Genomic DNA, 25,165 nt, shown 5'->3' on the forward strand with positions numbered 1-25,165 from the left:
TGGTAACACCATTAAAGACCTTGATGGGTTTTTCTGTCCACTTAAATGTTCAACTTAAATTTTACAATCTGCCTTATAATAATGTTATTAAATGCAGGAGCGGAATCATTTCACTCCAAAATGGACACCTCGATTAGTTAATAATTGGGGTGTTTTTTGTTATTAATTTATAAAAGAAGAATAATATTTTATTAGTGGTCATACAGGAAGACAATTAAGAAAGATTGCGTTAGTAGTAACATTAGGCGGATTGCTTTTCGGGGTAGATACGGGAGTGATCAATGGTGCCATTCCATACATGGCCTCGCCATAACAAATAAATCTCACTCCTTCTGAAGAGGGGCTTGTGACATCGGGCATTACCCTGGGAGCTGCTCTTGGGGCGTTAATGGCTGGTAAATTAGCCGACCGTTATGGGCGGAAACGTTTACTGATTGCTTTATCGGTCATCTTTTTTAGTGGAACCCTTTTCTGCTTGTTAGCACCCAATGCCATTTTGATGATTATTTTTCGCTTCTTACTCGGCTTGGTAGTTGGTTGGGCTTCCGTCATTGTACCGGCCTACTTAGCAGAAATTGCGACCGCTTCAACACGGGGCAGGTTAGTCGCTCAGAATCAATTGATGATTACTGGTGGACAACTTCTGGCGTTTACCGTCAATGCTCTCTTGGGATCATTGTTTCCTCATGTCGGTAATATTTGGCGTTACATGATTGCTTTTGGGATGATCCCGTCTGTAATGCTATTTCTAGGAATGTGGCATGTTCCTGAGTCACCGCGTTGGCTAGCAATGAAGGGGTAACGCACGGCAGCGTTGAGGGTGTTAGCCCCACTCCGTTCAAGCCGGCGGGAAAGTCTTCAAGAATTTGACAGTGTTAAAACTGCATTGCGGCAAAACCAGGGCCAGCGGCAGGTAGATTGGGACGACCTGACTCAACCGTGGATCCGGCAGTGATGATTGGCTTTGGTTTAGGAATTGTTCAACAGTTTGTTGGTATCAATATTATGATGTACTACGGGATCAGTATTTTGATGAAGGTTGGCTTTGGCCACCAGGCGCCGCTAATTGCTAATATTGGTAACGGGTGGACATCTTTTATTACCACAATTGCCGGGATGAAAATGATGTACACGGTTGAGCGACGCAAAATGTTACTCGTCGGAATTATTGGAACCGTCAGTTCAATGTTTTTACTCACGTTAGCAATTACCTTTTTGAATCAGAACGTGATCTTACCATATGTCGTCATTCTGCTAACCATGAGTTTTCTAGCGTTCTTTCAGTCATGTATTTCGCCGACAACTTGGGTTCTGAGGTCCGAGATCTTTCCCCAAAGTCTGCGGGGATTGGGGATGGGCATTTCCACCTTTTGTCTCTGGCTGGCGAACTTCACGGTTGGCTTTGTCTTTCCAATCATGGTCAATCACTGGAGTGGAGTCGGGACATTTGCCTTCTTCATTACCTGTAATGTATTGTCCTGGGTCTTTGCTTTTGAGGTGGTTCCAGAAACGCAGGGGAATACGTTGGAACAGATCTAGGTGGAATTACGTCAGGGTACTAATCACCGCAACCATCATCACTACCCAATGAATAGTTACAACACTAATTGTCAGAATAATTAATCCATAATGATTGTTGAAAAGTGAATAGTATACAACAATGACCTCTAACGTTCTGGTAATGCTGAATGCTAGAGGCCACTGTTGTTTCTTAGATATTTAGAATATTAGTAATACTGATCCACCATTTCGTGAAGGGTGTCATCACTTAAGCCAGTGTTTAATTTTTGAATGAAGCAATAAGTCTCTTGCTCGTCATTTCCAGCAGCTTTGAGCTGTTCAATAGTGCTGTTGACCGTCTCAGTTATACCTTGCTTTTTTCCCAACTGTTGACGTTCCAGTAATTTGGTTTCGTAATTCATGATCTGCGCCCTCCTTTGCGGGTTATCATTGATCTCTTTAATTTTCTGCTGTGCATAGTCAAAGTGCTTGCTACCGCTAATGGGTTCGCCGAATTAGCTGGCAACATTAGTGACCTGTCCTGGTCTTCGTACTCGTGGAAAACGTAACGCAGGCGGCTTTGCCCAGGATAATCAAAATTACACAGAAAGATGATGTAAGTTTCTTTTAAGTCATTGTAGGACTCGTTTTTTTCTAATGTGTAGTGCGCGTCAACCTTAGATAAGTAGTAACGCATTCTCCTACCAAGATTATCCTGGTCAGCGAGCTGCATTTCGATGTTATAGATACGATTGTCTTTGTCGCGAACGAGGATATCCAGACGGACGTCCTTAGTCTGCCGATCTGTATTTGTAAAAAGAGCAAAATTGGTCCAACAGGTAACCACTAAAGTCCTTTATGCATAAACGACTTGCAAAATGTCAAAAATTAGAGCCTATTGGAGCAGATTTGGAGCACTTATAATATACGCCTTACGGCTGTGAGGCTTAGATCATTCGTAACGTTCTCGTGCAGAATGTGCAGAGAAATATCGATATTGATTATTCAACCGGACGGGTGGCCCAAAGGTAAGCGAGAGTAAGCGTTTCGGCTGATTTAACAGTGTTTTGAGGGTTAAAAACAAAATGTATAATATACGCATATTTTCCGATAGAGTGTGTATATTCAATAAGTTACCGTGATGCGGTTAGAAGAAGATGTCACATCCATGTCACACCGTGTCACGTGTATAAAATCAGAACAAAATAAAAAGCACCTCGTGATTGAGGTACTTTTGTTAGTTACGCTGGCGTATCCTTCTCGTCAAAATGCTCGAGTGGATAGTACAGTGCAAAAAGATAAAGTGCGTGTGGTCGTATTTTTTGGTAGTATTGACTATGACCATACCTACACTGGTACGCGATGGTGTGCTCGGGGAGTCCTTCGATTAGTCCGCGGAGAACGGTTTGGCTAACTTCAGGAAGCGCCGCGATTACTTGGTCGGTAGCGTGTAGCGCTTCTTTTTGCTTGGCAAAACGCTCAAAGGCGGCATCAGGGACCTTAAAGCCTTCTGGTCCCGGCATCCCATCTGTGCTCGGAGAGCTAGGCAAACCAGCTAGCTTAACGAAAATCTTGTATTGTGGTACGGTTACACGGAGAAAGTGCTCACAACTGTGGGTGCTTTTTTTATTAGGCTGTTTGCTATAGACCAATGGTATCATCCTTAACGGGGGAATAAATAATCACAATTACTGGACCAAACGCCCGTACAATATTTGCCTTACCGGCAGAAATGAATTTTAGGCTGGTATAGAAAAGTAAGAGGGACATGAAACCATTGAAAAATGCTCCGCCAAAGTTGAAAGCAACTGCTTGTCCAGAAATTCCCTTAAATGAAGTTCCAGAAGCAATGGCAAACACTAATAATAAGATAGCTGAAGTCGTGTGGTTATAGAAAAGTACGTTACTTGGGTGGGTATCAGATACCAAGTGCTTTGCCGTAATATTATTTGCGGCATACATTAGTGGGTAAATAAAGGCGCAAATAATCCCCCAGCCATTATCACTTAGTTGAAGTCGACCGCCAGAGATTAAGAAGGATCCCACGATGCAAAGGATAATTGCCAGGTAGTCCCACTTTTCAATTCTTTCACGTAAAAAAATGTACGAAAGAACAAAGACATATACCAAATACATTCTTGCAATTAATGTAACGGTAATAGGGCTCAGTAAAGAAAGAGCAACGTATTGGAGAATAATACCAATTGCGTTGGTTCCACCAAGAAGCCATAACCAAGGATTCTTTAGCGCCGTAAAGGAAATTGGATTACGGGTAATTAATATTGTGCAAAAGACAAAGAAAGCTGCAAAGATACTGGTAAAGATTCCGCCGACAACTGGCGTTAAGCTCGTTAACGAAAATTTGTTGAGGACTGGACTGATGCTGCTAAAGAGCAACGAGATGAGGTTGAGCTCAACTCCCCACAGTTGTCCTCGTGAAGCCAATTTTGAATTCATAAGATAACTCCTTTCATCTTGGTCTAATAATAACTGAGATGAAAGGAGTCATAAATCAGGACAATGCCTATATCTGCTAATTTTAGGTAAAGCATATTAAATACATTACTACCACAATGACAAAGAGCTGCTGTAGTCATCTCAAGTAATTAGCCAATACCCCGCGACCATTGAAAGACTAAATTAACATCCTTAAGGTCCACTACCTTACGGATAATTGCGGCACCAGCGCCAAGAAGGGAGACATATTGTGAACCTTTAATGATTGTGACTGGAATGTCAACATGATTCTCAATACATTGCTTTTTTAATTTTGCTTTAAGTAGTTCAACCTGTTCAATTAACGGGGCATTGATGAAAATTTCTTCTGGTCCGTACAACATTTTTAAATTGAAAATAACTTTAGCTGCATTAACTACAAACTCATCTATTAACCCTGTTAACCTGTCCTCGTTTTTACTAACAAGTTTATCCAATGTTCCATAATCGACATTGCTGTCAATTGCTATTGCCTGGCAAATATTATCTAGTAAGAAGTCAGCTGATAAGTAATCACCAACCTCTTCAAAACTTCCTTTGCCATTGCGCTTTTGTACACTTCCTAGTTCACCAACCATCCCGTGGAAGCCACTGAATAACTTTGAATTAGCAATTACACCGATCCCTGGGCCACGGTGAATACTAAGAACAATAAAGTTTGCTGGACTCTTTGCCCGGGCATAGTCTCGTTCATAAATTGCTGCTAGGTTTGCTTCATTTCCCAACAGTACCGGTACCTGGTAGTGTTCTGCAAAGTAATCGCAGAGGTCGAGTTGACCAAAGTCATAGTAGGGGGAGTGGATAATCTTATTTTGGTCAACCACTGCGTGAATTGAGATACTGATTCCCAGTAAGCCGTTTTCGGTATTATCATTTTTTTCTTGTTTTCGCAACTCACGATTAATGATCTTGATCAAAACATTCGCTTCACGTTTTTCAACTGTAAAACGGTTAAAACTAATTTCCTGTCCATCAACATATAAAAACATCGCGTACAAATGGTCATAAGTGATGTTAAAGCAAGCAACATAACCATATTGAGTATTGAAGGTATATAATTCAGGCTTACGGCCACCGCTCTCGGTCGAATCCCCACGGCCAAGGTGCTGCACCAATCCCTGCTGGTCTAATTCATTAAAGAGGGATGTTACTGTTGACTTATGGAGACCAGTATTCCGCGCAATTTCCGCGCGTGAAATTGCTGCATTGTTAAAAAGTTGTTGTTTAACTTTTTTTAAGTGGGTAAGACGGTCTAAGTTTCTTCCCGCTGATTTTCCCATTGATTCTCACTCCCAAATCATAATAAAAGAGCCATTGGTAATAATAACATACCAGTGGCTCTTATTTCTTCACTCTGTTATATAAGGGGCGAATGAAGTTAGAATAACTTGTTTTCGACAGACTTACTATTGGCAAATGGACCAGCGGTGACTTTCACTCCATCACGGTGGTTGCCAAAGAAGTCATGGTTAAAGACGATTGGCGTACCATCAGGATTTTCATACTTTTCTTCCGGTTCAAAGGCCATGGCAATCTTCTTAGTGGAGATAACACCATCAGTTTTTGCAGGAACAAAGTCATAAAGGTTGGTCTTCAAGTACAAACCGTCATTGCGCTTTTCTAGTGACAATTCAACTTGGTCCTTGGAATCAACATAAGGATTTTCTTCCTTAGCCGTAGCTTCAGCACCATTCAAGTAAATGTTACCAGCGGACCAAACCGGAAGGTGGTTGTAGTAGTGGTCACTGTTTGGTGCATAAATACCACAATAACCATCAAACTGCTTATCCCATTCTTCAAAGGTTGGGTAGTCACTAAATGGCTTAGTCCCAACGACAAAGTTGTAATCGTCCCAGTCATCTGGTTCATCCTTCTTTGCATCAGCAATCTTTTGCATTTCTGGACGAAGCTTTTGTTGGACAAAGATATTGTTGTAGAACTTGTTGTCCCCGTGTTGAATGGTCATAAAGCCCATTACCTTAGTACCATGAATCTCATGGTAAGGAGTAAACCGGTTAGATGGCAAGTTGACGGAGTTATTGTCGGTCCCACGACCAGTAGCAGTAAAGCTCCCGGCAATCAAATTGTGAACAAATGCAACACCTTGGGCAGCAAAACGGATTGACCGTTCGGAAAGGAAGAGGTTGTTATCAATCAAAGTAGGGCCAAATGAAACTTCGATCCAAATATCTTCACCTAAACCACTCATAACGTCATCAAAGTTATCCTTGGTAACCTTAAAGTCATTTGGCAGACTGTTATGGTCAAAGATATTTTGGGTAACCCGGGTACCTTGTGCTTGCCAGTCAAGCCAGAGACCACGTGTACAGTGGTGGATGTGGTTGTGACGGTAGGTAACATCAATTGCAGCGTGCATCTTAATACCACCAATTTCAGCACCAGCAAGGTTTTGACGAACATTGATATCATGAATATCGTTGTCCTCAATTGTTGAGAAGACACCACCGAGGTGACCAACAATCCCCGTTTGGCCACAATCATGGATGTGGTTGCGACGAATCAAGTGTGAACCAACGTGTTCCTTATCCCAACCTTCGTAGGAAGCTTGGCAGATAGCATCACGTTCAGTCTGTGTCCCATCCTTGTACTTCCACTTGGACCACTTATTATTGTTGTTTGGTTGCAGATACTTCCCTAATGAGATCCCAGAACACTTAGAATGGGAGACGTCACAGTCTTCAATAATCCAGCCTTTGGACCAGTGAGGGCCGATCATCCCTTCTTGGTAAGCCGTCGGTGGAGCCCATTGGGTGGCAGCCTTGGTTACACCAAAGCCACTCAAGGTAATGTAACTGATTCCTTCTTGTTGTGGATAGAAGCAGTTTTCACGTACGTTAATTTCAACATTTTCTTTATTTGGATTCTTACCTTGGAAGTTTGCACAAATAACTGTTGAATCAGTAGCTTCGTCTTGTTCAGCATACCAGGTGTAAACAGTTCGTTCAGGGTACCATGACTTTTCGTTCTTAACCGGGTTCTTTACTTCATCAATGGTGTTGACTTCGTATAAAGCAACATCGTTTAAGTAAACTTCACCAGTGTGTGCAACGATCCGTGCATCAAACCAGTCACCAGCAACCCGGGTAGTGTAAGGGTTGTAATCGCCAAAGATACTGTTTGGAATGTTTACTTTCCAAACAGTGCCATCAACATTTTCCCAGTTATCAACCTTCTCGGCACCTGTAATAACGGCACCAAGTGGTTCAGTTGACTTGTAGGTAATGCGGGCATCAGCGGTCCCAGCATGCTTAGGATCAACATTTTCCCGGTAAATACCAGGAGCAACTAAAACCGTATCACCGGGTTTGGCAATATCAGCCGCTGCTTGGATTGACCGGAAAGGATGGTCTTGAGTACCTTCGCCGGCAAATGGGGCGTTAATATCAACGTAAATATTCATTGAAATCTTCCTTTCAATATCAATGTTATCATTTCAAAAAGAATTAATTGTTTGCTTGTTGTTTACGCTTATTTTCGATTTCGTGGTTGATCTTGTCAACTTCAGGATCACTCAGTGGGTACTTGCTCATAATCCACATTGCAACCAGTGCCAAAACAATTGGAATCCAAATCATTGAAACTGAAATACCAGTTAAAGCAGACTTTGGTTGGGAGGCAGCATTACCATTAAAGTGACAGAATGCATTGATGTAACCAGGAATAATACCACCAAGAGCTAACCCAATCTTGAAAAATAGGCCCATGATTGAGTTAATAATCCCGGCAACACGCTTCTTGGAGTGCCACTCACCATAAGAAATAACTTCAGGAACCAGTGACCACATGTAACCAGTAGCAGCAGAAATTCCCCATGACTTAACAAATCCACCAACGTAACCAAGCGCAATATTATTCTTAAATGCTGGGAATGACCATACCCACAAAATTAATGTTCCGACAATAAAGATTCCTAAGAATAGGTAGAAGAAACCCTTTTTACCAATAGTCTTACGAACTAATGGCCATAAGAATACTAAGAAAATACCTGGAATTGATCCAATTAAACTGATAGAAGCGTTCCATTCAGAGTGGCCAATATTATATTGAAGGTAGAATGGCCATACAGTGTTGCCAAAGAACATAAAGGTAAAGCCAAACAGGAAGAACCAACCTAAAATCTGCAATGGCTTGTTATTGATTAATTCATTCCATAAATCAGAAAATTTAACAGAAGCAGTTTCTTTCTTTGTTGGTAAAACACGTTCCTTAATACCAAAATACGTGCAAAGCAGCATGATAAAACCGATAATCATGTAGATGCTCATAACCTTAAAGTAGGCACCTGCTGCGTGTGGGGATGCATAGTTACCTAAATTCAGCTTAATTCCAAACATCCCAATACTCTTCAGCTGCTTAGCAGGAGAAGCTAATTGAACAAATAACGGCAAGAAGGTGTAAACCAAAAGATTACCTATATTAGCTTCCGTCATCCGAACAGTTGTCAACGTTGACACTTCATCATTATCACGCGTTAAAGAAGCATTTAATGATCCATATGGAATATTAACAAATGAATAGATTAACGCAGTAGCAAGATATGTAATAAATGCATAAATAACGTTTCCATGGACCGCTGGAATTGGTAAGAATAATAATGCACAGCAAATAGTCAGTGGAATACCAAAGTAAATTAAGAATGGCCGGTACTTACCACCGTGCTTGAAATGACTCTTATCAACTACGGTCCCAACCCATGGGTCCCAGAAAACGTTAATCCACCGAACAATTAGGAAGATTGTAGCCCCAGCAACTGCTGAAATACCGAAAACCGTTGTCAAATAGAACAGCAACATTGAACCAATTGTACCGAAGATCAAGTTTTGTGCTAAATCCCCAGCACCGTAACAAATCCGTTCGCGCCAAGATAATTTCGCGAACTCATCTACTTTTTCAGTAGGTGCCTTTTCCATATCTATCATCCCTTCATAAAAAAACAATAGCATATCCTGTATGCTAGCAAGTTAGTTGCATTAACGGAGTAACTGCTTCGCTAACAGTTTTAATTGTATGCGGTTGCAAGAGATAAGAATAGGCCATAAGTTGACAAGTATTTGTCAATTTATGACCTTTTAATAATCATATTCAATTGTTAATTACTCACTCAAAATAGCCTACCCGGTTTTTGGATCGAACAGAGCGTTTGTGGGTACCTTGCTTGCGGTATTCACTCGGTGTGTAGCCAGACCACTTCTTAAACTGCTTGCTAAAGATCGAAATATTAGCTGCGCCGGTCATATAGGCAATCTCTTCAATCGAATTGCCGGAGTATTCCAGCAATCGTTGCGCCTTCTTATATTTTTCACGGTCAATGAAGTGGAGTGGGGTAATACCATAAACCTTCTTAAAAACCCGGTGGCCATATCCGCTGCTGATTGCTAGCTCTTTGCAGATGTCGCCAAAGCTAAAGGAAGGGTCACGATCATCATTATTAACCCGGTTTTCAATCGCCATTACGATTTCACGGCCGATCTTAGTCTCCTTATTCGAGTATGGCATGTTGTGCTTATGGTCAATCTTGCTCATTAACGTGTTAAGGTCACGCAGGTAGGTGAGGAGGACAATCTCAATGCCTACCTGCGTGTCAAATTCATTTTGCTGGTCACGATCGCGGCTTAGCCCAATGATCTTATTTAACATTTGGTAAGACAATTTTGCTAGCTGCGTATCGGCAGCGTATGGCTTGTTGGAGACCAAACCAATTATTTGCGACCGAATTTGCGTATCTTCAAAGTCAAAATGCAGGCACATATAAGTCATCTTTTTAGTAGAACTGGCATTCCGATTAGTATGATAAACACCAGGCGCAATAATAATTGCATCACCAGGGCCAATATCAAAGGGAGCCTGGTCGCGAATTTCTGTGATCTGGTGACCAGCCGTGATTACCATTAGTTCAAACACTTGGTGGCGCTGTTCAAAGAAGGACCAGCTACCATTGACAGTATGCTTGTGCCCGCCGAACATATACAATCCAGACTCGATTGTCGGAATAGAAATAAAATTCTGCATTATCGCCCCTCCTTAGTTTAACAATGGAAACCCTTACTATTTATTATCTAATTTAAAGAATAGCACTGTTAGTTCTATTCATAACTATAATTTGTCAATTTATGACTTTTATTTAAAATACAGTTTGTTATTTTATGATGAACATTTAGCCAAATATGTTGCAATTTACTGGGTAAAAGTCATTATAATTGGCGCATAGTTAATATAGATTTTAAACTAACAGTAGCGGTAGCAAACCTATTTCTGCTACCGCTACTATTCAGGATATATTGTGTTTTTTATTTTTGGGGGATTAAACTTCGACGGTCACATCACCGCCTTTAATTGTTGTTTTAGCAACAATTTGACTATTTTCATGAACAATGACTGGCAAATTACCACTTAAGCCGTCAACTGAAACGGTGAACTTATTACCATTACGCTGTACAGTTACCTTGCCAGCATCCTTACCGTCATGGTTAACCACACTAATCGTAGTTGTACCTTCATGCATATCGAAGAGGTGAATCTCGACATCCTTGGTATAATCATAATCAGCATGCTCTGGATTCTGATGCATCAGTAGGATGGTATTATCACGAACTAAGACTGGCAGGTTCAGTTCATTGTAGTGCTGGTTAGACCACTTGCCACCCTCAGGAATATCGTAACTTTCACCATCCTGAACAATGCTTGTCCACTTACCAGCAGGAAGGTAGAAGTGCACATTTCCTTCGGGGTTAAATACTGGTGCAATTAGGATTTGGCTACCGAACATATACTGGTTAGCAATGGTATGAGTATTGAAGTCATCACCAAACTCAAACCACATTGGCCGCATCAATGGATTCCCATAGGCGGCGCTGTGGGCAGCCTGGGTGTAGAGGTACGGCATCAATGATAGTTTTAAGTTGACGTACTTACGAGTATTAACAACCGCTTCTTCATCAAAGTTCCATGGAACCCGATAAACATCGCTACCATGGTAACGACTATGCGATGATAGTAACCCAAATTGAGTCCAGCGCTTGTAAAGATCGGCAGTAGGGGTATCAGGACCGTCTTCAAAGCCACCAATATCATGGCTCCAAAAGCCAAAACCAGAACTCAGGAATGAGAGTCCACCGTGAAGGGTATCAGACATTGACTTAAAGGTTGACAGACAATCACCACCCCAATGAACTGGGAATTGCTGGGAGCCAACAGTTGCAGACCGTGCAAAGACTACCGCATCTTCACGGCCACGTTCCTCGGCAATTACGTCAAAGGTTGCCTTATTGTACTGGTAAGTATAGAAATTATGCTCCCGTTTAGGGTCAGAGCCATCAAAGTAAACGGCATCTTCGATTGGGATCCGTTCACCAAAGTCAGTCTTGAAACAGTCAACCCCCATGTCAAGAAGAACTTTTAGTTTACCTTGGTACCACTTAACAGCAGCCGGGTTAGTAAAGTCGATAAAGCCATTGCCGGCTTGCCACAAATCCCACTGCCAAACATTACCGTCAGTACGTTTAACAAGGTACCCTTTTTCTTTACCTTCCTTAAACATTTCACTCTTCTGAGCAATGTAAGGGTTAATCCAAACGCAAACTTTGATCCCTTTTTTATGGATTTCCTTAATCAGTCCTTTGGGGTCAGGGAACTCATCATTATTCCAGGTGAGGTTACTCCATTCAAAGTCACGTTGCCAGAAGCAATCGAAGTGGAAGACATCCAACGGAATATGACGTTCTTCCATCCCGTTGATAAACTTCATTACCGTCTTTTCACTGTAGTCGGTTAAGAATGAAGTAGTGAGCCACAAGCCAAAGGACCAGGCAGGTGGCAACTGGATCTTACCAGTTAATTCAGTATACTTGTGCAGGATTTCTTGGGGAGTCGGTCCATAGATCACAAAGTATTCCAGCGATTCACCTTCAATGCTGAATTGAACCCGGTCAATATTTTCAGACGCAATTTCAAAATCAACCGGTTCTGGTTGGTTAACGAAAACACCGTAACCATCATCAGTAATATAGAAAGGAACGTTCTTGTACGCCTGATCAGACCCAGTACCCCCGTCCTTATTAATGGTCCGTACCTCTTGACCATTCTTAACGAAATTTCCAAAACGTTCACCAAGACCATAGACGTGGGAATCAACACCTAAGGAAAGCTGTTCCCGCATGTAGTGCTTGTGGTTCTTAACATTGGTAATTTCGCCTTGTGCACGGTAACGGGAGGCGGTAATTTCCTTCCCGTCGGCATTAAAGCTCATTGAAAATTCGTCATGAAGGGGGAGGTTAACTTGAAGACGACCACTTTGGTAACTGGCTAAATCATCGGTTACCTTCATTTCAACTGCTGGCTGGTGGTCAGTCAGTTTAAATGAAGGCGTCTTTGAATTCTGGTCAAAGTGGGTTAACTTCACGCCAATTACGTCCTCAAGTGGGGAGGTCAGTTTGATGGTTGACATCCCAATATTTAATTCATTACCACGGTTATTAATCCGCTTGTAGGGCGCAAAGATATTCATTTCGCGTTTGCCATCAGTTTCAGCAGTAAAAGATTCTTCTGGATGGTTAATTTGATATTCTGGTTTATTCAGCCAGTAACCATTTGTAAACTTCATTAATCAACAATCCTTTCTAAGTTAATTTTCTTGATTCCGTGCAGCAATTTCAGCATTCATTTCTTCAACCTTTTCATCAGTCAGGTGGTAGAAGGCAAAGATAATCATGGCCAGGACAGTAACAATAATTGGGATGATCGTTGTAACCATCCGGATACCAAATAAGCTATGAGCTGTTTGACTGTGGTTAGCAACGAAACCAAATGCAGCTAATACGTATCCTGGAACAACTCCACCGAGAGCCATCCCAAACTTGAAGAAGAAACCGACGATTGCGTTAACAATCCCATTTTCCCGTTTACCAGTCTTCCATTCACCATAAGTAATCGTTTGGGGAACCAATGCCCACTGAAAACCAGTTGAAAGGGTGATCCCAGCAGCTTCGATCGTCCGACCAATGAAGGTCCAAGTAATGTTGGTTGCGGGAACGAGGAACATGATTAAGAAACCAATTACCGTCACAAATAGACTTCCTTGCATCAGGGCTTGCGTACCAATCTTACGGTTTAACCATGGAGTTAATGGAACCGTAATAAATGCTGGTAGGGTACCAAGCAGGTTGTACCATTGCATTAATCCGGCATTGTGTGCGTTGTAAGTCATGTAATAAGCACCAACGGAATTAACGATGGACATCAATCCAAAGGTAATGATAAAGAAGATTGCCAGGGTCCGTAATGGCTGGTTAACCTTCAACTGGTGGAATAAGTCAGAAACCTTAACTGACGCTTCAGTATCAGAAGGCATGTGAATCCGTTCGACCGATTGGCTGAAGCAAAATACTAGTACCAGGGCACCGGCTATACCGTAAAGAATCATGGTTAAGAACCAACCGGTTTGTGAGGCAGTACCAGAGTAGTGACCACCAGAGAAGAGCTTAACAAAGATTGGCACACCAAAGCTGACAGCTAATGAACCAAGGTTAGCTAACACCATCCGGATTGAAGACATGGAAACTAATTCCTTGTTGTTCCGGGTCATTGCGGCGTTTAAGGAACCATAAGGGACGTTAAACCGTTGTGTAGATTACGGAAAGGCCAACGTAGGTGACGTAAGCGTAGATAAGCTTACCCATTTGGCTAAAGTTAGGAACGTGGAAACAAAGGATCGCCATAATCGCAAGTGGGATTCCCATGTACAGAAGGTATCCACGGTACTTACCAAAGCGCGTCGTGTGCTTATCGATAAAGGTACCAACAATCGGGTCGTTGATCGCATCGATTAAGCGGACAATCAGAAACATGGTTGCAGCATCAGCAGCAGGCAAACCATACACATTAGTGTAGAAGAATAACAAGTAAGTAGAAATAGTGGTGTAAATAAGGTTTTAGGCAAAATCACCAGTAGCCCAGCCAAACTTCTGACGCCAGGGAAGACGGACATCAGCGTTGGCAGTTGCCGAATTATTCATTTCGATACACATCCTTAGTTAAATAATTGCAAGTAAGTTAGTCTAACTTACGAACAAACTAAAGATAGCACCAGTAGTCTCAAATGTAAACGCTTAATTTTGTCTGGCTATCTAAATTTTGCTTTTATATAAATAAAATAATAAGTTTAATGCTAATAAATATACAGCTAACCTGATTTCCTGCATAAGAATAATTTTTAAAGAAATTTGTCTAGTAAATAGACTTACCTCGTAAAACGGTAACGATATTCCTAAAATTAAACTGCCTAGTCGCAAAAGGGTTGCAAAATAATAGTAAATCAACGAAAATAAAATTAATTATCACTTAATATAGAAAGAAAAGGAATTAGTATGACAAGTGAACCGGATTTAACTAAATTACACATTGTGTTTAATGGCCAAAAAACGCCGCCGCTAAAGATTAACCAGCTCTTTGATGCACGCCGTTTTAACCGTTTTACTGCAATCACTGGTAATGTTGAGGCTGATTTCATTAATCGCTACTTGAGTAAGTTTATCCAAGCAGAAGTTGTTATCGGTGCAAGAAACGCTGAAAAGGTAAAGACAGCCGAAGAAGTAATTACCAAGGTTGCCTTAACCAATGCCTTACTTGATGTTGCAAATAAAAAGCCAGCAAAAATTTTTGAGGGATTAACTAGTGGCAACCAGTCAAATGTCTTAAACGGGTTGTTCAAATTTGAATATGCTCCTGTCCAAGCAATCTATTCCCGCTTTTACTTATTAAGTAACGAAGATACAGGGGATTGCCGGGTAATACTCGGAAGCATCAACCTTGATAGTGCTTCTTTTGAAAATGACGGCAACCGGTATGGTGAAGTGCTAATCTTTGATAATGACAAGGCCTTGTTTGACAACTTGTCAGAACATTTTAAAAAGGATATTAAGCCGGTTTTGCGGCCATTCTTTAGTGACAACCTGCTAAAAGCGGCGCAAAAACAGCTCGATGAAAGTGCAAAGGATAGTAAGACCAGTGGCAATAACGTTGTGATTTTAGATAACGATACAACGGACCAGGTTGCTGCCGATGATATGACTGACATTATCAATCATGATGTCCAACAGCAGATTGATAGTTCAATTATTCCTACCGATACTACGATTGCAATGCGGAATGTGACGATGGACCGTTCACAAACAAAGGAAGCAATTGAACGGGATACCAAGCAGCATGATACTATTTATAACCTGCAAAAGACTTCGGTTTCACCACGGGCTGCAAAGCCGAAGATTAAATCAAGGGAAAAGATCTACCAGCAAGTTAAGGAAGCGCTGGTAAGTGGGATGACCCCCCAGCAACGGTCAGCGGAGAAAAAGTACACGACTTTCCTTTACGACCGGCCAATGGAGCGGAACCTGGTTAATAACAATAGTGGACTTTATGTCCCTAATGATGCTGGTACCCACCCGATTCCGTTTGGTAAATTAGCAACTATCAGTCAAATTCGGGATAGTTTAAAGAGTATCGATGATGTAATGAAGGGTTACCAGCGGTACGTCGTTGACTATAACGATAATTACGGCAAACGTTTCTATGAAGCAATTTTATATGCATTTACTGCTCCGTTCTTGTGGGAAATCAGAACCAAGTCAAGCTTAAACCCTGAAGATGGTAATGATGTCCCGAACTTCTTAATTCTGGGTGCAACTGCTGGTTCCGGTAAATCGACTTTGCTTCGAATTATCAACCAGTTGACCTGGAATACGGACCGTTCCCTAATCGATTTTGGTACAATTTACCCAACTGACGTTGCACAGAAAAAGACAAAGACGGTTGAGGCAATTGAACATTATATGAAGGAAGGTTCTTCATATCCGGTATTACTGGATGAAATCGAGCCATATTTCTTCCAACAAGATCAATATAGCCGGCACCTGGTTGTTGATACAATGAACGAGGTTGTAAATAACCCGCGGGCGATTGCACCATTAATCGGCACCACCAATTATGATTCCGGTTTTACAATGTTACGCGAAACTGCGCGACGGACATACTACCTTCAAATCGATAAAGTAATTGATGAAAAGCTAAAGGGGGAGGCTAACCGTTACATCTATAACGTTCGTCAAACCTTAAACAACACGCTCTTTAAGGACTTTGCAATGCGGATGGCAACATTGTTAGAAGATGACGACACTGCATGGCGTTCCTTTGATAAGGAAACCGGTCGACTTGACTTCCTTGCCAACACACGAAACCTCTTTAAGGAGTATTACAAAATGGCGGGGATGGAAATCCCAGCTTACTTCTCCGATAAAATCTGTGATGACTTCAATGAAAGTTCACGTAATACTTGGGCCAAGCTTTACCTCACTCAAGAAGATGATTTTAAATACCGTGAGCAAGATGATAGCCTGTTATTCGATATTTCAAAGCTTAATACCTTTAATGGCTTTGCCGCAGATAGTATTGAGAAGTACCGTAATGCATTGCCAATTGAACTCTGTGTTGATGGAATCAATGGTAAGCGCGGCAAGTTTTTGGAAATCAAAGCGCCAGACTTCTTCAAGTGGATTGGTGAACGAAACCCATACGCAAAGGATGAACCAGCCACTGAAAATACTGCCGCAAAGGATGAAACTAAGGCTGAAAAGCCAGCTAAGCCAAAGAAGAAGGGCTTTTGGGCTCGACTCTTCGGTTAATTCTAGACCAATCCCTTCTTTAGGATTAGTTTAATAAAGGGATGGTTACAATCAAAAAGTTGTTAAAGATTATCTTAGCTTGCTTGGTAATCCTCCTCGTTATTGGTGCAGGGGTCCAGCTATTCTTACTACGTGGTACCCCTGGTAAGGCCCTGCAAGCTAGCGATTACCGTTCGGATACTATCTATCGTTCAACCCCAACAATTTTGATTCCCGGCTGGGGTGGTAATACGATCACTTATAATAAATTAATTAACTACTACCAAGACGAGCATCTTGCCCAAAAGGTATTAACAGTGTGGGTTTCACCCTGGGGCGGCATCCGGGTGGCTGGCCACCTTGATAAGCAGCAAAAGAATCCGCTGATCCAGGTCTTGTACGATTGGAACTATGACCAAACCTTCCACCCACAGGTTAAACAACTTAGTAAGGTTCTTAATTACTTGCAAAAGCATTACCACCTGCATAAGGTTAATGTCATCGCCCATTCATATGGTGGCACTGAGTTTATGCACGCCTATATGAGTTCGCCAACACTGCAGGAAAAATTACGACTCAAGAAATTAATTTTCCTGGGTGTTCCAGTGGAAGAAAGCTTAGCCGCTCGCCTGCACTATCAGTACCACTTGATCAACCACTCACATGACAAGAATTTTATCCGTCTTCGGAAACAGATGGCTAAGTGGCAACCAAATTACCACCTCACTGTCTACAATATTATGGGAAGAAAAAAAGGGGCTGCCAATACTGATGGTGAGGTCCCACATATTCAATCTGAAATGCTCCGTTCCTTGATTAAGGATCATCCAACGATTAAATATCACCAGAAAATTTATGAAAATACTACTCACAGCCAGTTACATGACCAGCAAGAAACCCTTAACTATATTGTCGACCAGCTGTGGAAAAAGGAATGATTTAATGACACTGCATAAAGAACACGGTCAAGTTACCGGCATTATCTGGCGGGGCCCAGATGACCTGAAAACCTATGAGAAACTGCAGGAATACGCCCAGCAGCATAACTTGACGGTTTCCGCTGCCGCCAAGCAATTAGTGACACGAACTCTCAATACAATTAGTAAATAAGTTATGGTAGAATTTGCATAACTAATAAAAAGGAGAAGTTAAACCATGGTAAAAAGCAAGACCGTCTACTTCTGTGCAGGTTGGTTTTCTGACAAGCAAAATAAGGCGTACAAGGATGCAATGAGTGCAATCACTGCTAATCCAACAATCGATGTTGAAAATTCATACGTTCCTCTCCAGCACCAGTATAAGGGTCTTCGGGTCGATGAACATCCTGAGTTACTTGAGGACAAGGAATGGGCAACCGCTACGTATAATGGTGATCGGGTTGGTGTCTCAACCTCTGACATGTTATTAGCGATCTACATTCCAGAAGAAGAGGACGTTGGTATGGGGGTCGAACTAGGAATGGCTCGGGCGTTAGGCAAGTATATCTGCGTCGTCATCCCCGATGAAGATTACGGTAAGCCAATCAACCTAATGTCATGGGGCATTGCTGATAATTTTATCAAGATGTCGGAGCTCGCTAAGTTTGATTTTAATAAGCCAGCTTACAATTTCTACGACGGAAGTGTCTACTAGACAAAGCAAGGGTTATGTGTGAAATAGTTCACCATAACCCTTTTTTATATTATTCTTTTAATTCGTAAATTGACAGCCTACCTTAAAACGCTTACAATATAAACAGTTGATAAAGTGATAGATGACGAAGGGAGGAAACTCAACTAAGATATTTAGCTGGGTGTTTATTATGAAAAACCAACCACGGGTATGTATTTTTTCATCATGCTTAGTTGATCTACTGTTTCCAAACGTTGGTAAGTCAATGGTTGAAGTGCTTGAACGTCTAGGGTGTCAGACCTTTTTACCAGATAAGCAGGTTTGCTGTGGGCAGCCAACTTACAATAGTGGCTATGCAAAGGGGTCATTAAAGACTTTCAAGAACGAAATTGATGCGCTCTTAAGTATTGATGCCGACTACATTGTCGGTCCAACCGGTTCTTGTGTTTTTATGATTAAGGAATACAAAGATATCCTTAAAGATGATCCGGTTTATGGACCACGGGCCGAAAAAGTCGCTAATAAGATTTATGAATTTACCCAATTCATTTATCGCGTGCTCGGTATAATTGACTGCGGTGCTGAACTCGATGCCACGGTCACTGTTCACCGTTCATGTCACATGACGCGTCTGCTAGGTGAACGAACTGCCCCGTACGTACTTTTGGACCACGTTAAGGATCTCAAGCGAGTTCCACTACATAACGTCCAGCTCTGCTGCGGATTTGGTGGTACTTTCTCTGCTAAACAACCAGAATTGTCAACCGCCATGGTGGCAGACAAGGCGAAGAATATCATGGACACAAAGGCCGACATCCTTGTTGGAATGGAAACCTCCTGCCTAATGAATATCGCCGGCTACATGAACCGGCATGGTGAACACATTAAGGTAATGCACATTGCAGAAGTGCTAAACCATAATGTTGACCCCCGGCGGATTAAATACATTAAGGATACCGACGAAGCCGTGGTACCGGCTAATGGGGAAGGGGTGTTTTAATTGAGTATTTCAACAAGTGATAAACCATATAAAGAACGAATTATCGACGCAGAATCTGACAAGTTCATGCGAGCTGCCGTTGCCAAGGCACAAGATGCACAATTTATAAAGCGGACTGCTTCCCGGCGTGAACTCGGTAACTGGAATGAATGGCGAGACCTCGCTGAGCAAATTCGTCAGCACGTTCTCAAATACCTGCCAGATTACCTGGAAGAATTTGCCGACAATGTTGAACAACAGGGTGGCCATGTTTTCTTTGCCAAGGATGAAAATGAAGCCCACAACTTTATCAAGGAACTTGCCATTGCTAAAAAAGCTAAAAACATTGTTAAGTCTAAATCAATGGTAACTACCGAAATCAACCTCGACAAAACATTGAAATCCATCCCCGGCGTCAACCTGCTGGAGAGTGACCTGGCTGAATTTATTTTGCAAGAGGATAACTGGGATGAACCAACCCACATTGTTTTCCCAACCTTGCATAAGAACCGGGACCAAATCCAAGAAGAATTTCAAAAGCTCGGCTACGATGGTGATAATGACCCGCAACATGAAGCGCGTTTTGTTCGTGGCTACTTACGCCGCTTCTTCATGAAGGCTGATTTTGGGATTACTGGTTGCAACTTTGCCATTGCCAATAATGGAATGATCAACTTGGATACCAACGAAGGGAATGCCGACATTACCATGGCAATCCCAAAGACCCAGGTCGTAGTAATGGGGATGGAACGGATTGTTCCAAGCATGAAGGAAGCTGAAGTCTTGGATAACATGCTTGCCCGGAGTGCGGTTGGTCAAAAGTTAACTACCTATTGCACATTCACCGGTAAGAAAAAAGACGGCGAACTGGATGGCCCTGATGATTTCTGGGTTGTAATCGTTGATGATGGGCGGTCAAAGGCACTGGGAACTGAATTTGAACCAATTCTCCAGTGTATTCGTTGTGGTGCCTGCATGAATGTCTGCCCGGTATACCGGCAAGTTGGTGGGAAAGGGTATGGCTCAATCTATCCTGGCCCACTTGGTGAAGTTCTTTCCCCAATTCTTGGTGGTTATGAACACTTTAAGGATTTGCCGTATGCTTGTTCACTTTGTGCTGCTTGCACGGAAACCTGTCCAGTAAAGATCCCTCTCCAACACTTGATTCGGGAGCACCGGATCGTTGAAATGGATGACAAGCACCTCGACCATTCCATGACTAACTTAATCCTAAAAATGGTGGGGGTTGGTACTGATTCTCCATTCCTGTTTGGCTCTGCAATGAAGATGGCGCACCCTGGAACGAAGCTCTTTAATGAGGGCGGACCAAATTCGGTTGAGCCAATGTATGATGGTGGCAAGATCGACTATGTACCAAAAGCGGTACCAAAGTTAATCCATGGCTGGATTGATACCCGTGATGTACCACGTCCCGTAAAGGCAAAAGAAAACTTCCGTCACTGGTACAAGCACCACCAGCCAGTTGATGCCGCACCAGCCGTAAAGAAGGAAGAAGGTCAAGCAGATGAGTAGTTTACTAGAAAAGGCGAATAGTAAGGAAAATCGAGAAGCATTTCTCAACCACCTGGAAAAGGCTAGTGGTCGTAAACGGCACCAACTGAAAGATAACCCGTTTAAACCGTTAAACCAGCTCCCTGATGAACTGCTTGCAGATAAGGATCCTGATGAATTATTTGACATTGCGGTAAAGAACAGCGAATCAGTTAATGCAGAAGTAGTGGTCAAGAAGAGTAGTGACCTAGCTGATTACCTTCATCAGTATGCTCAGGATAAGAAAGTTAAAAACCTGATTTTACCAAGTGTTTCAGCTGATGAATGGTCAAAATTTAAGCTTGACCAATGGGCTGGCAACACTGGTGTTGAGAATGTTGCTACCTGGTCAAGTGATTACGGCCGGATGACTAATGAAAAGAACGCTAATGATGCTGACCTTGCCGTTGGCTTTGGTGACTACCTGGTTGCATCCACTGGAACGGTGACAGTAACTAACAGCGCTGCTCAGGGCCGGGGCTTTGTCTACTTACCAACGCGCTTACTATTGATTGTACCGAAGAGTGGATTAGTTCGGTCTACTCGTCAAGCTGTTGAAAAATATGATGAGCGGTTCGCGGGGGGGCTTTCAACCTCTGCAATTAACTTCATTTCCGGTCCGTCAAACTCAGGCGATATCGAAATGGAATTAGTTGTCGGTGTTCATGGCCCAGTCGAATGTACTTATTTGGTAGTTGAAGATCTTTAATTAACAAGAAGAAGCTGTGCCACAACCCGATTAGGGTCTGATGGCCAGCATAGGACAATCGTTAGCACGGGAACGGGCTAGCAATTGTCCGTAGGTAGACACTAAGGCCCTGGTTTGTGGCACGCGATATCTCTGTAATATTCGGAGCTAAAAGAAGGGTCTGTGACAAGACCAAGTTTTGTCACGGGCCCTTCTTTTGTATAATGATAAAAAAGGAGGACAAAGAATGACTCTTACTAACCACCATTCAGAAAAAGAAGTAAATCAGATGTTTAGCCGAGTTGCTGGTAAATATGACTTGATGAACAATGTGATTAGCCTTGGTACCCAGAAGCACTGGCGGACTGAACTCTTTAAGCAAGTTAAGGTCAAGCGAGGAATGGACTGTCTCGATCTTTGCTGTGGTACCGGTGATCTGACAATTAGTCTTGCCCGTCAAGCAGGTCCTAGTGGACGGGTAATTGGACTCGATTTTAACCAGGAAATGTTAGCAATTGCCGATAGGAAATTTCGCCAGCTAGATCTTAGCAAGGACATCGAACTTGTCCAAGCCGACGCAATGCATTTGCCATTTTCGGATAACTCGTTTGATATCGTTACCATTGGCTTTGGCTTACGAAATGTTCCCGATGCTAAGCAAGTCCTAACGGAAATTTACCGGGTTCTTAAACGGGGTGGTCAGTTTGGTTGCCTAGAAATGTCACAGCCGACAAATCCAGTTGTTAAACTAGGCTGGAAGACATACTTTAAATTGTTTCCACAGTTTGCACGCGTTTTTGGCGCCGATGTGAAGGATTACCAGTACCTCAAGGAGACGGCCCAGAACTTTATCCCCGCAAATAAGCTTTTAGAAATGATGCAGGAAGTGGGCTTTAGCGATTGCAGTTATCAAAAGCTTAACTGGGGTGCCGGTGCTCTCCACCTTGGTCACAAGTAGTTAAACCAGTTTGAATAACTGTTCAATCTCTTTTAACGCACCGTCATGGTCATTATCAGCCGCTGTTATCCGGTCGGCCACCTGTTTAAGGTCAGTGGTAGCATTGGCCATTGCAATGCCCAGGCCCGCAGCTTGAACCATTTCGATATCATTTGATGTATCACCAAGTGCGACTACTTCTGCAAGACTGCCACCATTATTTTTAACAAAGCTCTGTAATCCCGCAGCTTTATTAACTCCGCGGGGAAGGATATCAATCCCGTAAGCACCACTATAAGTTGCGTTAACTTCCGGAAACTGCTGGTTGATTCTTTCAACAATCGCGTTAATCTTGTCTTGCGCTAACCGCTGCTGGTGCCAACTGAAATTAACATTATATATTTGCTCACGAACTTGGTCTAATTGGTCAAAGTATGCATGGTGGGGATAAAAGGGGACCGGAACTGCCGAAAATTCCCGTGGAATATAAGTTTGACTGCTTCCCGAAGCAGACATCAGGTCAACGTGAGGGAGCTGGTTTGCAAAATCAAATAAGTTGCTGATTACGGACCTGTTATGCGGGTGGCCTAATATTTCACGACCATTGAAAATAATCCGGCCACCATTTTCAGCGACAAAGTTATTAACAAGGTCATCCCCAAAAAGTGAGTGGAGAGCATCAACACTATTCCCACTAGCAATAATGAAGGTAATGCCCACTTGGCCAAGGAACTCAATATCCTGGGCAAGTCGTTGATGGTCAAAGTTATCATGGTCGTCTAAAAGGGTGCCATCCACGTCGACAGCAATGTATTTATAGTTCATCGTTTACCACTCTCCTTTACAACTAAATTATAGCAAAGCAATTTTATTCGCTGAATTGCTAAAAAAATGATTAGTGCTGGCTAAAAAATGCTACACTGTTAAATGTAACAAGGGAGGGGTTAATATGACTACTGATATTAATACGATTAAACAGCAGACCAAGCGCGGGCTTTCTGAACTGCTCAAGCAGGCTAATTTAAGCCAGGGGGATGTTTTAGCAGTTGGATTAAGTACCAGCGAAGTTCAAGGCAAGGAAATTGGTAAGTTTCCAAGTATTGAGATTGGCCGTGCTATCATTAAAACGATCATCGAAACAATTAAGCCACTCGGCATTCACCTTGCTGTTCAGGGCTGTCAACACCTTAACCGGGCACTAGTTGTCGAACGTTCACTGGCAAAGGAACGGGGACTTGAAATCGTGATGGTTTACCCACAAGTTCATGCCGGTGGTGCGGGACAAATTGCTGCCTTTGAAAACATGGATGACCCGGTTGAAGTTGAACATATCCAGGCAGAAGCAGGGATGGATATTGGTGACACTTCAATTGGGATGCAAGTAAAGTTTGTTCAAGTACCAGCTCGGACATCAGTAACGGAAATTGGTCATGCACATACTACCTACTTGCGTTCACGGCCGAAATATATTGGGGGGCCACGGGCAAAATACGAATGGGACCCGTTTGATGAAAAATAATTAATGATAGGTGGATATAATGAATTTAGTTAATACTTTGTTGATTGTTGCGGCAGTAGCGTTAATCCTGTTTATAATTAAATTTCTCCGTCAAATTGCAAAGATTAAGCGCGGAAATGAAATTGTTTCTCGGGGGAGCGTCGTTATCAACTGGATACTGGCAATTGCCTTTATTGTCGGTATTGGTGGTGCCGGCTATTTACACTTTACGACGTCAACGAATGTTAGTGAAAAGCCACGAGTTGTGAAAAAACCTAGCGCTAGCAAGCCAACTAAGACAACGGCACCTGAGCAAACACCACTGAAGCTCAGTTTTCGAAACGATGTAACGATGGATAGTGACGGTTCCGTCCATCTTAAAATTACTGTTTCTGCCGGTGCAAAGGTGACGATTGAAGGGCGGAATACGGGCGAAAAGTACGCTAGTTTCACTGCACCAGCTGGTTCTGGCACTGTAACCAAGGTAGTGAATTTAGACACTTCAGGCCCGTACAAGGTAATTGCCCGTCGTGGATCCAAAAAGATTTCAAAGAATTTAATTGTTCGGGACAATACTGCTACAACTGCAGATGTTTCAACTAGTAGCAGCATTAGCAGTAGCCAGCCAGTCTCTTCATCATCCAGCTCACAATCAACTACAGTTACAAGCAACCGTAATTCTCAGACTACCGCGGCTAACCAAACAGCCCGTAGCAATGCCACTAATACGGCTAATCAATAAAACAAGCCACTAACCTTTACCAGAAAATGGTGAACGTTAGTGGCTATTTTTGTAGCCTATAAAAGCCGTTAAATGAAAAAAGCAGCCGAGAAAATTTCTCGACCACTTTGTCGTGAGATAGGGAGGTCTCACACTAAGTAACACTCAAATGGTTTCTAGGGAAGAGTATTATTTAGATTCTGGGGGAGTTAAGTAGCAAATCCATAAACTACCTAACACACTTATTATATGATTATTAGAAGCAAAGTCAAATAGTATCTATCAATTATTTTAATTTTATTAAGAAAGGCTCAATCACAGCGTTTTGTAGTGAAATTGCATGATAAATATAGTTCCAAATTCATTCAAAATAATTTCTTACAGTCTTTAACAGGGCTTGCTAATAAATTAAAAAAATGTCACTTAACAGAAATTACAAGGTGGATTATAGAATGAAGTTAGCCACCTAATTGGTGGTAAATGCAAAAACGCCATTCGGCGTGACATCAGGTA

The 25,165-nt window shown here is 42.2% G+C and carries 23 protein-coding genes and 1 pseudogene; 12 read left to right on the plus strand and 12 right to left on the minus strand.

Translation table 11 applies throughout. The features are described 5' to 3' along the window. Positions 1–346: 346 nt before the first annotated feature. On the plus strand, positions 347–802 hold the full coding sequence (locus tag QOS07_RS09575) for an MFS transporter (RefSeq protein ID WP_326521329.1): 456 nt from the start codon (positions 347–349) through the stop codon (positions 800–802). A 116-nt stretch (positions 803–918) separates the two neighbouring features. Next, entirely contained in the window at positions 919–1,539 is a 621-nt protein-coding gene (locus QOS07_RS09580; RefSeq protein WP_326521330.1) for an MFS transporter, read from the plus strand. Between the two features lie 188 nt (positions 1,540–1,727). Here the strand turns inward: QOS07_RS09580 and QOS07_RS07430 are convergent, their stop codons facing one another. The 11 genes and pseudogenes from QOS07_RS07430 to QOS07_RS07475 form a co-directional block, all read right to left on the minus strand. Beyond that, entirely contained in the window at positions 1,728–1,922 is a 195-nt protein-coding gene (locus tag QOS07_RS07430; protein WP_283588337.1) for a hypothetical protein, read from the minus strand. Beyond that, positions 1,919–2,347: an Rpn family recombination-promoting nuclease/putative transposase gene (locus QOS07_RS09615; RefSeq protein ID WP_408613351.1), complete on the minus strand. Its 429-nt coding sequence runs from the start codon at positions 2,345–2,347 to the stop codon at positions 1,919–1,921. Before QOS07_RS09615 ends, QOS07_RS07430 begins: the two co-directional genes overlap by 4 nt. Positions 2,348–2,741: 394 nt before the next feature. After that, positions 2,742–3,023, minus strand: coding sequence for a hypothetical protein (locus QOS07_RS07435; protein WP_283588338.1), 282 nt, complete (start codon positions 3,021–3,023; stop codon positions 2,742–2,744). Positions 3,024–3,171: 148 nt separating this feature from the next. After that, positions 3,172–3,957: pseudogene (locus tag QOS07_RS07440) on the minus strand (DMT family transporter); the annotation flags it as partial. A 149-nt stretch (positions 3,958–4,106) separates the two neighbouring features. Then, complete coding sequence (locus QOS07_RS07445; protein WP_283588340.1) at positions 4,107–5,276, minus strand: ROK family transcriptional regulator; 1,170 nt, start codon at positions 5,274–5,276, stop codon at positions 4,107–4,109. A 98-nt stretch (positions 5,277–5,374) separates the two neighbouring features. Further along, complete coding sequence (locus QOS07_RS07450; RefSeq protein ID WP_283588341.1) at positions 5,375–7,417, minus strand: right-handed parallel beta-helix repeat-containing protein; 2,043 nt, start codon at positions 7,415–7,417, stop codon at positions 5,375–5,377. A gap of 43 nt (positions 7,418–7,460) precedes the next feature. Then, entirely contained in the window at positions 7,461–8,927 is a 1,467-nt protein-coding gene (locus tag QOS07_RS07455) for an MFS transporter (RefSeq protein WP_283588342.1), read from the minus strand. 187 nt (positions 8,928–9,114) lie between these two features. Continuing rightward, entirely contained in the window at positions 9,115–10,026 is a 912-nt protein-coding gene (locus tag QOS07_RS07460; protein WP_283588343.1) for an AraC family transcriptional regulator, read from the minus strand. A gap of 292 nt (positions 10,027–10,318) precedes the next feature. Continuing rightward, on the minus strand, positions 10,319–12,616 hold the full coding sequence (gene yicI, locus QOS07_RS07465; protein WP_283588344.1) for an alpha-xylosidase: 2,298 nt from the start codon (positions 12,614–12,616) through the stop codon (positions 10,319–10,321). 21 nt (positions 12,617–12,637) lie between these two features. Then, entirely contained in the window at positions 12,638–13,597 is a 960-nt protein-coding gene (locus QOS07_RS07470) for a glycoside-pentoside-hexuronide (GPH):cation symporter (protein WP_283588345.1), read from the minus strand. A 28-nt stretch (positions 13,598–13,625) separates the two neighbouring features. After that, positions 13,626–13,883 (minus strand): MFS transporter, encoded by a 258-nt coding sequence (locus QOS07_RS07475; RefSeq protein ID WP_283588346.1) that lies wholly within the window; start codon positions 13,881–13,883, stop codon positions 13,626–13,628. A gap of 495 nt (positions 13,884–14,378) precedes the next feature. Here QOS07_RS07475 and QOS07_RS07480 point away from each other — a divergent pair, with 495 nt between their 5' ends. The 8 genes from QOS07_RS07480 (at position 14,379) to ubiE (ending at position 22,454) form a co-directional block, all read left to right on the plus strand. Beyond that, entirely contained in the window at positions 14,379–16,688 is a 2,310-nt protein-coding gene (locus QOS07_RS07480; protein WP_283588347.1) for a P-loop NTPase family protein, read from the plus strand. Between the two features lie 41 nt (positions 16,689–16,729). Then, complete coding sequence (locus tag QOS07_RS07485; RefSeq protein ID WP_283588348.1) at positions 16,730–17,605, plus strand: alpha/beta hydrolase; 876 nt, start codon at positions 16,730–16,732, stop codon at positions 17,603–17,605. Positions 17,606–17,609: 4 nt separating this feature from the next. Continuing rightward, the gene (locus tag QOS07_RS07490) at positions 17,610–17,777 is read left to right on the plus strand and encodes a hypothetical protein (RefSeq protein WP_283588357.1); all 168 of its coding nucleotides are present in this window, start codon (positions 17,610–17,612) and stop codon (positions 17,775–17,777) included. A 45-nt stretch (positions 17,778–17,822) separates the two neighbouring features. After that, complete coding sequence (locus tag QOS07_RS07495; protein WP_283588349.1) at positions 17,823–18,299, plus strand: nucleoside 2-deoxyribosyltransferase; 477 nt, start codon at positions 17,823–17,825, stop codon at positions 18,297–18,299. Between the two features lie 169 nt (positions 18,300–18,468). Further along, entirely contained in the window at positions 18,469–19,278 is an 810-nt protein-coding gene (locus QOS07_RS07500) for a (Fe-S)-binding protein (protein ID WP_283588350.1), read from the plus strand. After that, a complete protein-coding gene (locus tag QOS07_RS07505; protein WP_283588351.1) occupies positions 19,279–20,790 on the plus strand; it encodes a LutB/LldF family L-lactate oxidation iron-sulfur protein in 1,512 nt (503 codons plus the stop codon). Further along, positions 20,783–21,517 (plus strand): LutC/YkgG family protein, encoded by a 735-nt coding sequence (locus QOS07_RS07510; protein WP_283588352.1) that lies wholly within the window; start codon positions 20,783–20,785, stop codon positions 21,515–21,517. Before QOS07_RS07505 ends, QOS07_RS07510 begins: the two co-directional genes overlap by 8 nt. Before the next feature lie 226 nt (positions 21,518–21,743). Beyond that, on the plus strand, positions 21,744–22,454 hold the full coding sequence (gene ubiE / locus QOS07_RS07515) for a bifunctional demethylmenaquinone methyltransferase/2-methoxy-6-polyprenyl-1,4-benzoquinol methylase UbiE (protein ID WP_283588353.1): 711 nt from the start codon (positions 21,744–21,746) through the stop codon (positions 22,452–22,454). Here the strand turns inward: ubiE and QOS07_RS07520 are convergent, their stop codons facing one another. Further along, positions 22,455–23,258 carry a Cof-type HAD-IIB family hydrolase gene (locus QOS07_RS07520; RefSeq protein ID WP_283588354.1) on the minus strand — a complete coding sequence of 268 codons (804 nt, stop codon included), beginning with the start codon at positions 23,256–23,258 and terminating at the stop codon, positions 22,455–22,457. 124 nt (positions 23,259–23,382) lie between these two features. On the opposite strand from QOS07_RS07520, the gene QOS07_RS07525 reads away from it, so the two are divergent. Both QOS07_RS07525 and QOS07_RS07530 read left to right on the plus strand, forming a co-directional pair. Beyond that, positions 23,383–23,952 (plus strand): TIGR01440 family protein, encoded by a 570-nt coding sequence (locus QOS07_RS07525; RefSeq protein WP_283588355.1) that lies wholly within the window; start codon positions 23,383–23,385, stop codon positions 23,950–23,952. Positions 23,953–23,971: 19 nt separating this feature from the next. Beyond that, on the plus strand, positions 23,972–24,673 hold the full coding sequence (locus QOS07_RS07530) for a hypothetical protein (RefSeq protein WP_283588356.1): 702 nt from the start codon (positions 23,972–23,974) through the stop codon (positions 24,671–24,673). The last annotated feature ends 492 nt before the right edge of the window (positions 24,674–25,165 follow it).

This window comes from Limosilactobacillus viscerum (assembly GCF_947387525.1).
Taxonomy (GTDB): Bacteria; Bacillota; Bacilli; order Lactobacillales; family Lactobacillaceae; genus Limosilactobacillus; species Limosilactobacillus viscerum.

Excerpts from the sequence above, each read along its gene's own strand:
- QOS07_RS07435 (WP_283588338.1), bottom strand. The coding sequence starts at position 3,023 with ATGCCGGGACCAGAAGGCTTTAAGGTCCCTGATGCCGCCTTTGAGCGT.
- yicI (WP_283588344.1), bottom strand. The coding sequence starts at position 12,616 with ATGAAGTTTACAAATGGTTACTGGCTGAATAAACCAGAATATCAAATT.
- QOS07_RS07460 (WP_283588343.1), bottom strand. The coding sequence starts at position 10,026 with ATGCAGAATTTTATTTCTATTCCGACAATCGAGTCTGGATTGTATATG.
- QOS07_RS07500 (WP_283588350.1), top strand. The coding sequence starts at position 18,469 with ATGAAAAACCAACCACGGGTATGTATTTTTTCATCATGCTTAGTTGAT.
- QOS07_RS07510 (WP_283588352.1), top strand. The coding sequence starts at position 20,783 with ATGAGTAGTTTACTAGAAAAGGCGAATAGTAAGGAAAATCGAGAAGCA.
- QOS07_RS07485 (WP_283588348.1), top strand. The coding sequence starts at position 16,730 with ATGGTTACAATCAAAAAGTTGTTAAAGATTATCTTAGCTTGCTTGGTA.
- QOS07_RS07530 (WP_283588356.1), top strand. The coding sequence starts at position 23,972 with ATGAATTTAGTTAATACTTTGTTGATTGTTGCGGCAGTAGCGTTAATC.
- QOS07_RS07450 (WP_283588341.1), bottom strand. The coding sequence starts at position 7,417 with ATGAATATTTACGTTGATATTAACGCCCCATTTGCCGGCGAAGGTACT.
- QOS07_RS07480 (WP_283588347.1), top strand. The coding sequence starts at position 14,379 with ATGACAAGTGAACCGGATTTAACTAAATTACACATTGTGTTTAATGGC.
- QOS07_RS07520 (WP_283588354.1), bottom strand. The coding sequence starts at position 23,258 with ATGAACTATAAATACATTGCTGTCGACGTGGATGGCACCCTTTTAGAC.
- QOS07_RS07430 (WP_283588337.1), bottom strand. The coding sequence starts at position 1,922 with ATGAATTACGAAACCAAATTACTGGAACGTCAACAGTTGGGAAAAAAG.
- QOS07_RS07470 (WP_283588345.1), bottom strand. The coding sequence starts at position 13,597 with ATGACCCGGAACAACAAGGAATTAGTTTCCATGTCTTCAATCCGGATG.
- QOS07_RS07525 (WP_283588355.1), top strand. The coding sequence starts at position 23,383 with ATGACTACTGATATTAATACGATTAAACAGCAGACCAAGCGCGGGCTT.
- QOS07_RS07495 (WP_283588349.1), top strand. The coding sequence starts at position 17,823 with ATGGTAAAAAGCAAGACCGTCTACTTCTGTGCAGGTTGGTTTTCTGAC.
- QOS07_RS07490 (WP_283588357.1), top strand. The coding sequence starts at position 17,610 with ATGACACTGCATAAAGAACACGGTCAAGTTACCGGCATTATCTGGCGG.
- QOS07_RS07455 (WP_283588342.1), bottom strand. The coding sequence starts at position 8,927 with ATGGAAAAGGCACCTACTGAAAAAGTAGATGAGTTCGCGAAATTATCT.
- QOS07_RS07445 (WP_283588340.1), bottom strand. The coding sequence starts at position 5,276 with ATGGGAAAATCAGCGGGAAGAAACTTAGACCGTCTTACCCACTTAAAA.
- ubiE (WP_283588353.1), top strand. The coding sequence starts at position 21,744 with ATGACTCTTACTAACCACCATTCAGAAAAAGAAGTAAATCAGATGTTT.